The sequence below is a fragment of the Parachlamydia sp. genome, assembly GCF_050255895.1.
In the GTDB taxonomy this organism is placed as follows: domain Bacteria; phylum Chlamydiota; class Chlamydiia; order Chlamydiales; family Parachlamydiaceae; genus Parachlamydia; species Parachlamydia acanthamoebae.
In genome coordinates this window covers 30,156-44,273 of sequence record NZ_JBFWIR010000017.1, presented here as the reverse complement: position 1 = coordinate 44,273, position 14,118 = coordinate 30,156, and the positions used below count along the sequence as shown (strand labels likewise).

Genomic DNA, 14,118 nt, shown 5'->3' with positions numbered 1-14,118 from the left:
CAAAATCGCCTGTGACCACATTCACCATCCCCGCAACGATTCCACTCGGCAGGCCTAAAAGGTTGGCAAAAGAAATACGGCCATCACTGTCATCCGTCGTTGAGCGGGGAATTTTAACCACTTCGTTCGAGGGTTCAGGCGTGAGATCTTCTTCTGCCATCAAGGGGTTAAGGAGCAAAATTAGGCTGGCTAGTAGATTTAGAAAAGATCTCATGTCACCCTATTCAAAATAAAAGTGAATAAAACAGAGGGTTTATATTAAAATTGAAAATATGGGTCAATGTTTTTTTATAAGTTGTAAGCGCAACGTGAAAAATGGCCTCTTATTTAACATAGGTATAATTCTGACGGATAATTGGTAAATCATGAAATGGTGGCCCAGATGATTTAGTTGATATGAAAAATTAACCCACAATCAAGTGCAGCAGCAAAAATTGAATTAGCAGTCGCTTGTTGGAAAGCTGATATTTTCTTGAAAAGAGGGTGGATTTTGGCTCCCGTGTACAAGTGTCATCGCGTTTATGCTATTAAGGGAGAATGGCACCTTTGATCGCATAAGACTTTAGAGCAGCAATGCCAATGACCTCATTCTTTAGGGCGTCGAAGATGTCGATGCAGAGGCCGTTTTCGTGGAAATTCCCAACGGCCACTTGATAACCTCCAATTGTGAAGACTTGCTTGTCTTCATGAATCACCTGAAAGCCTTTTACAATATCTTTACAGTGTATATAGGTCCGTGGCTTATTGCTAAATAAGCGTATTTTAAAACCAAAGTATTGTGCCAAAATACAAGTGGTAGCTTCTAGTGTTCCTGGAAGTTCAAAACCAATTAGAGTTTCAGTAGGATCTGCCATAATCTCGTTTTGCTTGGTGTTGTTTACTCCTTTACTTCCAGGTAGAGCGTCTTGTGTCATAAGAACCCAACAAGATTGGTTGATCGACTTATCTCCCAGTTTATCCATGTGGATGTTAAGGTATCCGTAACCTGTCTTGGTATTTGGAAAATAGCGTTTTGCTAGTTCTCCAAGACTTTTTAAAGTGAGCTGTCCATTAAGCGTTTTAGGGAGCCTAATAAGCATAAGACCATCCTTCACATTTTTTTCTGGAAATATGCTTTTGAACCTTCGATAGTCTTTAATAATTTCATTCACGGGTAAAGATACAAAATCTTCTCGATGTTTTTCGTCTTTTATCACATCTTTTCCAAGGAATTGTCTCCATTTATCGTCACCAAAAGCTAATTCTTTATAAATAGCGTACTTCCACAAAATGTGATCGCTTGCTAATAGATGCCATTTTTTGCTTACAAGACAGCTTTTTCCAAGGTTTGCAAGACTTAAATAAGAAAAAACTTTAAGAGTAAGTTCATGTGGAAATATATCAGTTGCATCTATGCCAATGGGCTCATCTGCAATTGGCATATGGTGATGACAATTTATTATTAATGACATAATTTATTATAGTTTATTTTTAACAAAATCGTAAAATTATTTGATAATATAATTTTATTCATTTTCATAAAAGTAAACTTATGTTTTTTAATTGCACTGAATGAGTTAAAAGACGAGATCAGAGGTCTTTTTGCTGAATCAAACGTTCAAAATGTCTGCTAAAAATTCAGCCAAATGCTGCGCTTTTTTGTTTGTGCCCTGCTTAATTTGCGCACGGCAAGACATCCCATTAGCAATGATTTTTGTGTCTTCTGGAGCTTGTCGAATAGCGGGAAACAAATGCAGTTCTCCGATCTTCATCGAAATGCCATAATGTTCTTTCTCATAGCCAAATGAGCCTGCCATGCCACAGCATCCTGCTTGAATAAGTTCTACTTGATGATTTGGAAGGGATTTCAAGATAGCCAAGCTTGGAGATGTTCCAACTAAAGCTTTTTGGTGACAATGTACATGGAGCTTAAGTGGGGTTTCTGTCGAAGTTTTGGTCGGAAAGGCCTCTTTTTCAAGATGTTTGCTGATGAATTCATCAAATGTGAGGCATAATCCCTTAATCTTTTTGATTTGATCTTGGGCTTGTTGTGTTAAATCCTGAAAGTCATCTTGAATCGTTAAGATGCAGCTAGGTTCTAATCCAATAATGAAAAGGTCTTTTTCAGCAAGAGGAGATAAACTTTGAATCAAAGCATCCGCTTTTTCACGCGCTTGAACTAGCATTCCTTTAGAAATCAAAGGTCTTCCACAACATTGCCATGCTGGCAAAATGACAAAATATCCCAAGGCATTTAATACCTTAACCGCGGATTGGCCAATATTTAATTCATTGAATTCTGTGAAGGTGTCATTAAAAAGTACGACTTGTTTGTCCAAGCCGGTCGGTTGAGTATATTTTTTAAACCAAGTAGAAAAGCGGATTGTATTCAAGGGTGGTAGAGAACGCTCAAAAGCAATGCCTCCCCAAGTTTGCAAGTTTTTAAACCATTGCTTGGCGAGGAGCCAATTAAAAAACGTTGGCATGTGGGAAAGCAGCCAATTGACTCGACCAATTTGACCGAAAAGGCGGCTTCGTAGAGGAATTCCATGTTTTTGCTGATACTGATAAGTCATCTCGGCTTTCATTTTAGCCATATCGACCTGTGAGGGGCATTCTGTTTTGCATCCTTTACACTCTAGGCACAGATCTAAAACAGCATGAACTTCCACATTGGAGGGTGTTGAATTGGCAAGATCTCCGCGAATAAGCGCGCGTAAAGCCTGTGCACGAGCCCGTGTAGTATCGTATTCGTCTTGAGTGGCTTGAAAGGATGGACACATCGTACCTTCGCCTTTGCGACAGCGTCCATTCCCATTGCATAAATCGACAGACAAATCAAATCCCCCTTCTCTGGTGAAGTCGAGAAACGGAGAGACTATGGATGGTTGCATTTGAGGGCCTTGACGGAAGTCTTCTAGAAAGGGTGTCGGAAAAACAATTTTGCCTGGGTTCATCCGCAAATCGGGATCAAAGGCTGTTTTCAGCTCTTGAAAGGCATGCACAATTTTTTCTCCAAACATTTTTTCATGCAACCATGATCTGACACGACCATCGCCATGCTCTCCACTCATAGAACCACCTTCTTCTAGAACTAATGAAGAGACGGCATCCATGATTTGCTGCATTTTTTGCAGTTCTTTGGGATTTCGAAGGTCCATATAAGGTCTGACATGCATGCATCCGGCTCCCACATGTCCGTAAATGCCAGCTTCTTTTCCTTGGCTTTGCAGATAGGTGGTGAGTTTTTGCATAAAAGAGGCTAAATTTTCGGGGGGAACGGCGACATCTTCTATGAAGGCAATGGCACGACTATAGGAGCGCTTAGATAAAAGTAAGCCAAGTCCTGCTTTACGCATTTCCCAAACATGCGCGATTTGGCTGGCATTTGTTAAAATATGCAAATGATCACAAATTGAGCGTGTCAAAATATCGTCTTGGAATTGCTTCAGCTTTTGATTGAGTTCTTCTAGAGTTTGGGCATCAAATTCAACAAAAATAAGGATTTTGGCATCTGTTCTGAGCCACTCAAGCTTATTTTTAAGCGGGGGAGATCGTCTTCCTGCATCAATAATTTGATGATCAATCATTTCAATTGCAAGAGGTTGATGGCTTAAAAGTGGCATGACAGCATGCATGGCTGTAATGAGATTATGAAAGTACAGCAAACCTAGGGCTGTGTGCATCGGCTTTTTACTGATATGCATGGTTATTTCTGTGCAAATGCCGAGTGTTCCCTCTGATCCTGCGATAAGTTGGCTGATATTAAGGGGAAAAGGCTTAATTAATTCATCCAGGTTATAGCCGGAAACGCGTCTGGGGATTTTTGGAAATCGAAGTTCAATTTCCTCGGCATCGTTTTGTCGAATATTATGAAGTGTACGATAGATTCTCCCCTCGCTGTTATCTAAAGTCTGTTTTTGATTAAAACTTTCTTCGTCAACCATTTGGCAGGTCATGAGGCTTCCACAAGAAAGAAGCAACTCAACGGATTGCACGTGATCCACCATCTTTCCGTAGCGAAGCGATCGGGCTCCTGCAGAATTATTGGCAAGCATTCCTCCCAATGTGGCTCGATTGCCTGTTGAAGTATCTGGTCCTAAGCGGTATCCATGACTTGCAAGCGTTGCGTTCAAGACGTCTTGGACGACACCAGGCTCACATGTGACAGATTCGTTGGCATAATCAATATGTAGGATGCGATTGAGATATTTGGATGTATCCAAAATTAAAGCTTTTCCGATACAGCCGCCCGTAATACCAGTGGCAGCCCCGCGTGGGATGATTGGAATGCGATGTTTTTTTGCAATTTTAACAGCTTCAATCAGATCTTCTTTCGAGCGAGGAAGCACAATGCCAATGGGATCGATCTCATAAATGGAAGCATCCACGCTATAGATTTTACGAGATATTTCATCGAAATGGACATCGCCACTTAAGTGTGTTTTTAAATCTTTTTCCAACTCTTTAAATTGCATGGAGACATTCCCATTAAATTGATGGCTTATCCTATGCATTTTTAATTTTATTTAAAATGCGTTTTTGCATGCGAATATTGGCGAATATTCGCATGCTGAAAGATTATTTTAGAGTCGCAGAAACCGTGATTTCGGCTTTGAAAAGTTTTGAGACGGGGCACCCTTTTTCTGCTGCTTTAACAGCAGTTTCAAATTTAGTCTTATCCGCATTTGGAATATCTGCCACAAGATCAATATGACTTTTTGTAATAGCAAATCCATCCGAAACTTTATCGATGGTAATTGTTGCTGTTGCTTGGAGCTCCTTGGGTGGAATTCCTGCTGTGCTTAGCTCATTAGAAAGAGCCATAGCAAAACATCCAGCATGGGCTGCAGCTAATAGCTCTTCAGGATTGGTTCCTGTGCTATTTTCAAAGCGCGTTTTAAAGGAATAAGGTGTGTGTTCAAGTGCTCCACTTTCTGTTGAAACGGTGCCTTTCCCATGAATTAAATCTCCTTGCCAGACTGCAGAACCTTTGCGTTGCATAATCATTCTCCTTTGTGTGTAAATGATTTTTGCCGTGGTTGTCATTGACCACGCATATTTAATTTTTTATGTATACTTTGATGAGAATAATTTTGCTATTTAAATGGGGAACCAGTCTATGCATTGACAATATTTTTTGAGTGTCATAAAAAGAATTTGATACAAACGGAGACATTCAATGACAGATTCAAATGCACCCTCTCAGGACTTCGCTCAAAAAATTCATGCAGATATATTTCCTTCAAATTGGAAAAATCCAAAGCCTATTGAAACCTATGATCTGTTGGTTATTGGAGGTGGACCCGGGGGGATGACGGCAGCCTCAATCGGCAAAAGTCTAAATGCTTCAGTTGCTTTTGTTGAAAAAAAACATTTTGGTGGTGAGTGCTTAAGTTATGGATGTATACCCTCAAAAGCAATGATTCGCTCATCCCGTGTTGCTGCAGAAGTACGCCATGCGCAATATTTTGGAGTCGAGGTCCCTAAAGATTGGAAGGTCGATTTTGGGGCTGTGATGCAGCGAGTCCACCGTTTACAAGCAACCATATCTCCCCATGATTCAGCCGAACATTTTAAAAAACTAGGTGTGGATGTTTTTCTTGGAGCAGGTCATTTTATCGGACCCAATCAGTTGGAGGTTGCAGGACAAACCATCACCTTTAAAAAAGCGATTATTGCCACAGGAACACAGCCCGCGCCTTTTGCGATTCCTGGATTAGATGAAACCGATTATTTGACAAACCAAACCATATTCGAATTATCCACCTTGCCAAAACGTTTAGGTGTCATAGGTGGAGGGCCCATTAGTTGTGAGCTTTCCCAGGCCTTTTTGCGTTTTGGTTCTCAGGTTACCGTGGTTACAAATAGTGCGACACTATTACCAAAAGATTACCCAGAAGCAACCGAACGTTTGAAAAAGGTATTGGAAAATGAAGGAATGCAAATTTTCACTCAATCAAAAGTGGTGCGAGTTGAGAAAAAGGGAAAAGAGAAGATTTTATACCTAGAAGGACAGTCCACAGGCATTCCTGTGGATGAAATCCTCGTGGCGGTGGGAAGAGCACCTGTTGTAGAGGGATTGGGATTAGATCAGGCTGGAATTAGTTATGATAGCCGTAAGGGAATTTCAACGAATGGATTCCTCCAAACAACAAATCCACATGTTTATGCAATTGGCGATGTCACTTCAAAGTATAAATTCACCCACATTTCGAAAGAATTGGCCGGTTTAGCGGTCTCCAATGCATTAAAAGGTGGAGAAGGGCAAAAAGATGCCTTAATTGTGCCATGGTGTACCTTTACATCTCCTGAAATTGCCCATGTGGGCTTAAGTCAGCAGGAAGCACAAGCGCGTGGAATTGATGTGGAGACGCTTGTTATGGAATTTGCAAATGTTGATCGAGCCATTTTGGATGAAGAAACCATCGGCTTTGTGCAATTAATTGTGAAAAAGGGAACATCCGAAATCATCGGCGGAGATATCATGGCCCAACATGCAGGGGATATGATTGCTGAAATCAGCGTGGCGATGGCATCTAAAGATGGATTGCTGGCATTAACAAAAGCGATTCATCCTTTTCCAACACAAAGTCAAGCTATCCGAACAGCTGCCGAGCTACTCTTAAAAAAGCGATCAAAGGACTAATTTTGCTGAAAGGAATAGATTGAACCAAGCTGTAAAATTTGAGTCAACTCATCTAACGCTTGACGTGTTTCCTGGATCAATGTGGGATCGACAAGCTCATGAGGAGTTAGTCGATCTCGATAATGCTTTTGAATCCATTTAGAGAGGTTTTGATATAATGTTTCAGTAAATAACACATGCGGATGTGTTTCGGCCAATTCTTGTTCGGTCAACACAATGCGCAATCGCAAGCAGGCTGGACCTCCGCCGTTTTGCATGCTCTGATTAAGATCAAGGTATCGAATGGAATTGATTGGATTTTGCGGTTCTTGTGAAAGCTCTCGTAAGAAAAGCTCAACTTCTGGGGTCATTTGACATTCTTGCGGAGCTAGAATGGTCATGGTCTGGTCTTCTAGCGTAACAATTTGAGAATTAAATAAATAAGATTTCACAGCTTGTGCAAGAGAAATGCGTTTTTTGGGGACTTTAATTAAAAAGAGATCTTGCAAGCAAATGTCTCGAACTTTTTTTTGTAAGTCTTGAATCACCTCTTCTGTTCTGAAGAAAGCATCTTCATGATAAAAAAACAGATGCTGATTTCCTACAGAGATCACATCATTATGAAAAACACCTGCATCGATGGCTTCAGGACTTTGCTGCGCAAAGACTGTATGCTTTGGATAGAGTTTATGCAATCGAGCAATTGCATAGCTGGCTTCATCCGCTTGCCGCGCGGGAAACTTTAAGGGTTGGATAATAGTGGGATGAAAACTGGATTTTCCATAGACAAATAGCTGAATTCCAGGATTTCCGTAGCCATTGCAAAAACGGGTGTGATTCGCGGCGCCTTCATCGGAAAAGTAGGAGTTAGAAGGCAGTGCGTCATGATGTATAAAATAAATGGGATTAGAGAAAATGGTTTTTAGAATTTTTTGAGTAGTGTGGTGTTCAAAAGAACGATGGAATTTACTGCATAGATTTGCAGGGGTAAAATGCACATGCTTGTCAGAGGAGTCTACTGAAGGGGAAACAGTTGCTGCATTGGCTGTCCACATGGCTGCAGCGGAAAAACAATTAAAAAAAATTTCGGGAGACGTTTTAAAAACGGCTTCCCCTAAACGGTCTTCCGATTCAGTAAATCCTAAGACGCGTAGAGTGGGAAGGTGGGGGCGTTCATGGGGAGGGAAGACTCCTTGTTTGATTCCCAAATCATGTAGCATTTTCATCTTTTCTAATCCTTGTAAAGCCGCGGCTCTAGGATTGGATGGAAGATTTTGATTATGTAGAGAGGCTGTATTCCCGTAAGAAAGGCCACTATAATTATGTGTGGGTCCGACTAATCCATCAAAATTGACTTCGTATGCTTGGTTCATCGTGATTCCTATGGCGCAATTCCTGGAGGCATTTTCGAGGGCATTTGTAAGAGACATGATTCGGTAGAAGCAACGGGGTAGCTACAATAATCTGCCGCGTAGAAGGCGCTAGGACGATGATTTCCACTGTTTCCGATTCCTCCAAAAGGTGCGGAACTGCTCGCTCCTGTCAAAGGGGTATTCCAATTAATGACTCCAGCCCGAATCTTGCGGTAAAAGATGTCGAAATGATCGGCTTGATCAGTGAGTATTCCAGCACTTAATCCATAAACAGTATGATTAGCCTTTTCAATGGCATCCGATAGATTCTTGGCATAAGTTAGCTGTAGAAGAGGGCCAAAAATTTCTTCGTCTGGAACATGGTGAACTTCGCTGACATCGATTAAACCTGGAGAAAGAAAGGGAAGGCCTTCTTTGATTTGCTTCATTTCTACAAGCGCTTTCCCTCCAAGTTCCAATAAAGACGCTTGCTTTTTTAAGAAATTTTGCGCGGCATTTAGGTGGATAACCGGTCCCATAAATGGTTCTGGTTCATCTGTATAGGGGCCTACCCGAATCTTTTGCATCAGATCAACGAGTGCATGCGCAAAAGCTCTACCTTGTTCACTTTCGATCACAATCAATCTTCTGGCACAAGTACAACGCTGGCCTGCTGTCAAAAAAGCGGATTGAATGGTTGTATAGGCTGCAGCTTTGAGATTTTTGACAGAATCGATGATGAGAGGATTATTTCCACCCATTTCAAGTGCCAAAATTTTATCGGGGTGTGTGGCGAATTTTTCGGACAGTTTTTTTCCTGTTTCCCAGCTACCTGTGAAAAAAAGAGCATTGAGGTATGGATGTTCTGTCAGATAATTACCCGTGTCTCGTCCTCCCTGAACAAGATTCAGCACGCCTTCTGGTAAGCCACTTCTTTGCCAAATCTGGGCGATAAATTCTCCTACCAGAGGGGTCAGTTCGCTGGGCTTAAAAACGATTGTATTTCCGGCGAGCAGGGCAGGGATAATGTGTCCATTGGGAAGATGTCCAGGGAAATTGAAGGGTCCTAAAACAACGGCGACGCCATGGGGCTTATGATGTGTTTTGACAACATTTGCCGATTGTGGGAGTGTGGTATTTGGGCAACGTACTTGGTAGGCATCGATGGAAATCGCAATTTTGGCGAGCATTGCATCAACTTCTCCCTTAGACTCCCATAAAGGTTTGCCTGTCTCTTGGGCAATCACTAAAGCTAGGGTATTTTTTTCTTCTTCAAGTTCATCGCGAAAGCTTAAAAGATAATCGATTCTTTCATTGATCGGGAGATTAGCCCATTCTTCAAAAGCTTGTAATGCAGCTCCAATGGCTCGATCGACATCTTCGCGGTCTGCCGCATTTCCTTCCCACAAAAGCTCTCCTGTTGCGGGATTAAAGGATTGAAAAAGTGGTCCAGAACCTTTTTCCCAACTATTTTGAATGCATAAACGATGTTGGTTCGGCATATTGTTTTCCTGATTAATGATGTTTAGGAATGTGAAGGTAGCGTACCGCATCCCCTTGTTCAAGTTGCAGAGCTTCACAAACTTGAGATGAAAGAGTCACTTCTTCTTTTTTAGCAGAGACTTCTCCATAGCAAACCCGAAAAGGATGATTTTGATTACATATAAGAGAGTAGGTGGAATTCTCTATATTGCTTGAGATTTTTTTGATAAATCCTGTGCGACTTTTAGTGATGGCATGAATATCACTTAACTCCGCCATTAACTTGGGGCCTCCATCAAAAATATCGATTTCATCTGTGATTGAAAACCCTTGATTTTTTAGCATTTTGAAAGCAGGAGTCGAATTCATATGTGGTTTTCCGATTGTTTGGCAGGCTTTTTTTGACAAAAGGGCCCCATGAACAGGGTAAGGCGTAATAATTTCTTTGTGAGAAATTTTTTGATCTTCTAATAGATGAAATACTTCATCTAAAGACTTTGATAAAAAATGATGACCAAGGCTATTCCAAAAAGGGGAATTTCCTTGCGAATCAATACGTCCTCGAATGGATGAAATAATGGTCTTTGTAAAAAAATGTGGAAAGGAAGCCATAAATAAAAAGCGCGTAAACGAAAGGAGTTTACCCAGACCACCTTTTCGAAACTCTTTTTTAAGAAAAATCCCACAAACTTCAGAAGGACCGTAAACATAGCTAATGGGATGTAAGACCCGTGATTCTGCAACTAGAAAAGGGGAATCCCTCTTTTCTGTGATCACTTTGTAGTAGTAAGCAGGGGCTTGGATGCCCGTTTTAGAAAAGATGGCACACGTCCCTCCCACAGACTTTGAATCGGTGTCTTCTAAGACAAAGATGTAAAGTTCATTTTCAGGAAAAAGAGTTTTTTTTTGAAACGATTGAAGGGAGAGATGCACTTTTTTTTCGAGCAGCGTTTTGTTTTTAGGGAGTGTAGTAATGCCAATGGAAGCATTAAAAGCAAGTTCTTGATAAGCAGATAAATCTTTTAGCTCTATTGGGCGAACAATAAGCATAGCTCACTCTTTCTCTTGGATTAATGTGTGTTCAATGATGCTTGTGACGATATCGATTTCATGAGGTTTGATGGCTCCTGCAGGGATCAAAAAACGGATGCGCGTAGGATTTGTTCCGGCTATAAAGCTCATAACTCCAGCCTTAAATAATGCCTGAGCAAAATGTGCGGTGCGCTGGCTATCACCGTCAAACGGAGTAAAAGCTATCATGGTTCCTATCCCGTATGGGCCTTTTATAAGGTCTGGAGACTTTTTTTCGATCGCAGAAAAATTTTTAAAGAAATGCTCCTGTATTTGCATAATCTTGCCTTCTGCACCAAAGTAAGAACCCTCAAAAAGTTCGGTCAAAATTTTAAGGGAAGCTTGTACGGCTGTTGTACTACTGGTGAAGGTTTGGCTTAAGAGTCCTGCCCGAGGTTTAAATTCCTTGGTAAATAGTGTGGCGCAAACATGCGAAAGTTTGCCGATGGTGGCAATATCAATGTAAGAATCTAAGCCGAAGTGTTGAAAAGCGAATAATCGCGGCGTTCGTCCAAAGGTCTGGATTTCATCAGCAATAATCGTGACTCCAGCTTCTTTTAAGAGATTAAAGAGAGGTGTAAAAAAAGCCGTGGAACCAGGATAAATACCCCCTTCTCCCTGCACAAATTCGATCAGCATTGCCGCATATTGATTTGGATAGCGCTTTAAGTGTGTTTTTAGCACTTCTAAGGCTTTTGCTGTACTTTCTTCTGGATGTTCAGGATCATAAAACGGAACGTAATCCACAAAAACATTTGCGGGTAGTCCTTCCCTGAAAGCCGGCTTATCTGTAATTTGAGAAAGCGCCCACGTTCTTCCTGCAAAGGCATGCTCAAATGCCAATAAGCGGTAAGCTGGTGATTTTTTCTGAAAAGCCAATTTAAGGGCATTTTCGTTAGCCATGACTCCCGAGGAAGAAAAAAAGCAATGATCCATATGGGAACGCTCAATCAACATACGGGCAAGCTCAATGGAATCTCTGTTTTGCTGGAGATTTCCTTGCATAACAGTATCACTAATAGCTGCGTCGATACTGGATTCAATCAACAAAGGGGAACTGTGACCTAAATAATGCACACCGATTCCACTAATTAAATCATATTTAATGCTTCCATCTGTTAGCTCAACTAAGCATCCGTTTCCAATTCCACTGCCTACGAAGGGATACCATAATTTACCTCCGCGCAGTTCTTCATATTCTGCAAGCAGATGATTAGAATAGGCTTTCAGAAATTCTTTTGGCGGAGCGATATGCTGGATTTTTTTTTGGTGATCAGTCACCGCTTCCATAATCAGCTGCTTAGCCTGAAGAATTCTTGGGTCAGCATAAAGATCATCCGCAATTAAGGAAGAAGATTCTTTCATAATTTTCCTTTGAAAAGTGATTCTAATTGCATCAAAAAAAGAGCTGTTAATTGAGCGCGCTGAACGAGACTATTGATGAGAATATATTCTTCATGTGTATGGATATTTCCTCCTACGGCTCCTAAAGTGTCGATCGAAGGGATCCCTTCCTCCGCCAAGATATTGCCATCACAAATGCCCCCCGAGGCTTTCCAGGTGAGCGCAACTCCCATAGCCTGAGCTGTCTGCTGCAAATTTTTGAAGAGAGCCTGATGTTTTTCATCAAACATTTTAGGGGTGCGTTCTCCATGTTGGTACAAAGTCAGGGTAATCTCTTTATTTGCGTTTAGCGTGGAGAGAATGTTATGAATGGTTTCTTTGACGAGCACAAATTCTTCTGGAAGGGAGGCTCGCATATTGAATCGACATAAGGCAGTATCAGGAACAACATTGACAGCTTCGCCACCCTCCACTTTCCCAATATTTAAAGTAACTTTCTGATCAAGGTCATTAAGCTCGTCGAGTTCACAGATTAACCGTGCAAGCCCCACAATGGCATTGCGTCCAGCGGCGAAATCTCGGCCTGCGTGTGCTGATTTGCCTTTAGCGATGACGGTAAAATTGGCAGAGCCTTTTCTAGCTGAAACGATTGAACCATCGGAGAAAGCAGGTTCGAAAAGTAAGCCGAGCTGCTTGTTTTTGGAGAATTGCCGAATCAGTGGGGCAGATCCTGGAGAACCTATTTCTTCATCTGGGTTAATCAACACATGCCAGCCAATTTTTCCTGCAAAGGGACTCTTCTCTAAAGCTTCTAAAGCCTTCAGAAGAATAATAAGTCCCCCCTTCATATCTGCGACGCCAGGGCCTTGCAAAATATTTTGATCGATTTTTTGTGTTTTCTGAAAGGCACTCTCTGGAGCAAATACGGTATCCATATGCCCACCTAAAAAAACTTGAATAGGGGCTTCTGGATGCTTAATAATGGATAAGGCTTTGCCGAGTGGCTTTTGACGCCATTTTCCTTTAGAATCGATCTGCTCGCAGGGTGGCAAAGCAATTTCTTCTACGTGGCCGCCCAATTTCGAAAAGGCTTCTTTCAAGAGGGTTGTTTGTTTCTGGAGTCCTTCAAGATTGAACGAGGAAGTGTTTATGTTTGTCCATGTTTCCAAAAGCGCAACCAGGTCTTCTTGCTCTCCCTGGATCCAATTGACGTATGAAAGTAGAGGGTGATTTGTCACCAGGATGACTCCAAGTTAGTTGATTTGCTTGATTTGCACTATATAAATAAAATAAGCTGCTGACAAATGTTTTTTTTCTTTTATCTAATGAGAAGGAGGTATAAACTATCGCGATCGAAAAAATTTTTGTTTTGACTTTGTAATAAATCAGCGCTTCGGCTAATGTGGCGAATAGTGATCCAAATCAGGATCGATGAGGCCTTTTAGAGACTTTGGGAAATGATTAGAGAATGCTCTTTTCATTTTTTTCTTGGACACCCCATTACTAAGGAGAGGGGATGAAGCGTCGGGACGCAAGTCAAATTACAAAAGAATTAGCAAAAAATCATGCTTGTTATGTCCTTATCACCTGTGATCCGCCTTCCGCGGATGGAAATATGCAAGTATGTATGAGTTATGAGGGTGATACTGCTTTAGCAGCTTATCTGTTAAAAGGAGCTCAAACTTTTATTGAAGAACAAGATGAAGAGATGGAAGCGGTCGCCACAAACCTTAGAATTATCGAATGATTAAGGAATGAGCAATTTCATGGTCGCTTAGGGTTGTGTCTGAGGAGCTCTATATGTTATTTCTTCTTTTTTACGTGGGTCGCGAAAGATATGTTTGCGATAGCCAATACATTGTAGAGGTTGTCCCGAATGTAAAACTAAAAGAGCTTCCTCATACACCTCCCTATGTAGCCGGATTGTTAAATTCTGGAGGTAGCCCAATCCCCATTATCGATTTTTGCCAACTTATCGAAAATAGGCCTTCTCAGGCTTGTATGCATACCCGAATTATTGTTTTATCAGATCAGGTGGAAGGAAAGCAGCATTCAATGGGAATTATTGCTGAAAAAGTTACGGAAACAATTGATCGCGAGTTATCAGACTTTGTTGATCCAGGGGTTCTCATTGAAGAACTTCCATTCTTAGGTAAGGTTCTGAATGACTACGGCGGCATGATTCGTATGGTGCAAGTTCCCAAATTATTTGAGTCGATGGAATCTGTATTGTTTTAAATAAAACGAGCGGGTAGTCGGATG

Annotated in this window: 12 protein-coding genes; 3 read left to right on the top strand and 9 right to left on the bottom strand. The window is 41.3% G+C overall.

Features of this window, described 5'->3' with window-relative positions; translation table 11 throughout:
• The 4 genes from AB7E63_RS04390 to AB7E63_RS04375 all read right to left on the bottom strand — a co-directional run.
• Positions 1–214: hypothetical protein (locus tag AB7E63_RS04390; RefSeq protein WP_428418474.1), on the bottom strand; the 214-nt coding region annotated here is incomplete at its 3' end.
• Positions 215–527: 313 nt separating this feature from the next.
• Positions 528–1,421: an F-box protein gene (locus tag AB7E63_RS04385; RefSeq protein ID WP_013924823.1), complete on the bottom strand. Its 894-nt coding sequence runs from the start codon at positions 1,419–1,421 to the stop codon at positions 528–530.
• Positions 1,422–1,589: 168 nt separating this feature from the next.
• Entirely contained in the window at positions 1,590–4,457 is a 2,868-nt protein-coding gene (locus AB7E63_RS04380; protein WP_284452626.1) for an FAD-binding and (Fe-S)-binding domain-containing protein, read from the bottom strand.
• A 103-nt stretch (positions 4,458–4,560) separates the two neighbouring features.
• A complete protein-coding gene (locus AB7E63_RS04375) occupies positions 4,561–4,983 on the bottom strand; it encodes an OsmC family protein (RefSeq protein ID WP_013924825.1) in 423 nt (140 codons plus the stop codon).
• Between the two features lie 178 nt (positions 4,984–5,161).
• Here AB7E63_RS04375 and AB7E63_RS04370 point away from each other — a divergent pair, with 178 nt between their 5' ends.
• Positions 5,162–6,628, top strand: a complete 1,467-nt coding sequence (locus tag AB7E63_RS04370; RefSeq protein ID WP_006342669.1) for a mercuric reductase — start codon at positions 5,162–5,164, stop codon at positions 6,626–6,628.
• Here the strand turns inward: AB7E63_RS04370 and astB are convergent.
• Genes astB through AB7E63_RS04345 form a run of 5 tightly spaced genes read right to left on the bottom strand, consistent with a single transcriptional unit; the run spans position 6,625 to position 13,094 of the window.
• The gene (astB, locus tag AB7E63_RS04365) at positions 6,625–7,980 is read right to left on the bottom strand and encodes an N-succinylarginine dihydrolase (protein WP_013924827.1); all 1,356 of its coding nucleotides are present in this window, start codon (positions 7,978–7,980) and stop codon (positions 6,625–6,627) included. The genes AB7E63_RS04370 and astB overlap by 4 nt on opposite strands.
• Positions 7,981–7,988: 8 nt before the next feature.
• On the bottom strand, positions 7,989–9,461 hold the full coding sequence (gene astD, locus AB7E63_RS04360) for a succinylglutamate-semialdehyde dehydrogenase (RefSeq protein ID WP_006342672.1): 1,473 nt from the start codon (positions 9,459–9,461) through the stop codon (positions 7,989–7,991).
• A 13-nt stretch (positions 9,462–9,474) separates the two neighbouring features.
• Entirely contained in the window at positions 9,475–10,491 is a 1,017-nt protein-coding gene (locus tag AB7E63_RS04355; protein ID WP_006342673.1) for an arginine N-succinyltransferase, read from the bottom strand.
• Between the two features lie 3 nt (positions 10,492–10,494).
• Positions 10,495–11,877 carry an aminotransferase class III-fold pyridoxal phosphate-dependent enzyme gene (locus tag AB7E63_RS04350; RefSeq protein WP_013924829.1) on the bottom strand — a complete coding sequence of 461 codons (1,383 nt, stop codon included), beginning with the start codon at positions 11,875–11,877 and terminating at the stop codon, positions 10,495–10,497.
• On the bottom strand, positions 11,874–13,094 hold the full coding sequence (locus AB7E63_RS04345; protein WP_006340986.1) for a hydrolase: 1,221 nt from the start codon (positions 13,092–13,094) through the stop codon (positions 11,874–11,876). Before AB7E63_RS04345 ends, AB7E63_RS04350 begins: the two co-directional genes overlap by 4 nt.
• A 278-nt stretch (positions 13,095–13,372) precedes the next feature.
• On the opposite strand from AB7E63_RS04345, the gene AB7E63_RS04340 reads away from it, so the two are divergent.
• Both AB7E63_RS04340 and AB7E63_RS04335 read left to right on the top strand, forming a co-directional pair.
• Entirely contained in the window at positions 13,373–13,603 is a 231-nt protein-coding gene (locus AB7E63_RS04340; protein ID WP_006340985.1) for a hypothetical protein, read from the top strand.
• Between the two features lie 53 nt (positions 13,604–13,656).
• Positions 13,657–14,094, top strand: coding sequence for a chemotaxis protein CheW (locus tag AB7E63_RS04335; RefSeq protein ID WP_006340984.1), 438 nt, complete (start codon positions 13,657–13,659; stop codon positions 14,092–14,094).
• Positions 14,095–14,118 lie beyond the last annotated feature (24 nt).

Excerpts from the sequence above, each read along its gene's own strand:
- astD (WP_006342672.1), bottom strand. The coding sequence starts at position 9,461 with ATGCCGAACCAACATCGTTTATGCATTCAAAATAGTTGGGAAAAAGGT.
- AB7E63_RS04335 (WP_006340984.1), top strand. The coding sequence starts at position 13,657 with ATGTTATTTCTTCTTTTTTACGTGGGTCGCGAAAGATATGTTTGCGAT.
- AB7E63_RS04370 (WP_006342669.1), top strand. The coding sequence starts at position 5,162 with ATGACAGATTCAAATGCACCCTCTCAGGACTTCGCTCAAAAAATTCAT.
- AB7E63_RS04385 (WP_013924823.1), bottom strand. The coding sequence starts at position 1,421 with ATGCCAATTGCAGATGAGCCCATTGGCATAGATGCAACTGATATATTT.
- AB7E63_RS04355 (WP_006342673.1), bottom strand. The coding sequence starts at position 10,491 with ATGCTTATTGTTCGCCCAATAGAGCTAAAAGATTTATCTGCTTATCAA.
- AB7E63_RS04350 (WP_013924829.1), bottom strand. The coding sequence starts at position 11,877 with ATGAAAGAATCTTCTTCCTTAATTGCGGATGATCTTTATGCTGACCCA.
- AB7E63_RS04380 (WP_284452626.1), bottom strand. The coding sequence starts at position 4,457 with ATGCAATTTAAAGAGTTGGAAAAAGATTTAAAAACACACTTAAGTGGC.
- astB (WP_013924827.1), bottom strand. The coding sequence starts at position 7,980 with ATGAACCAAGCATACGAAGTCAATTTTGATGGATTAGTCGGACCCACA.
- AB7E63_RS04340 (WP_006340985.1), top strand. The coding sequence starts at position 13,373 with ATGAAGCGTCGGGACGCAAGTCAAATTACAAAAGAATTAGCAAAAAAT.
- AB7E63_RS04375 (WP_013924825.1), bottom strand. The coding sequence starts at position 4,983 with ATGCAACGCAAAGGTTCTGCAGTCTGGCAAGGAGATTTAATTCATGGG.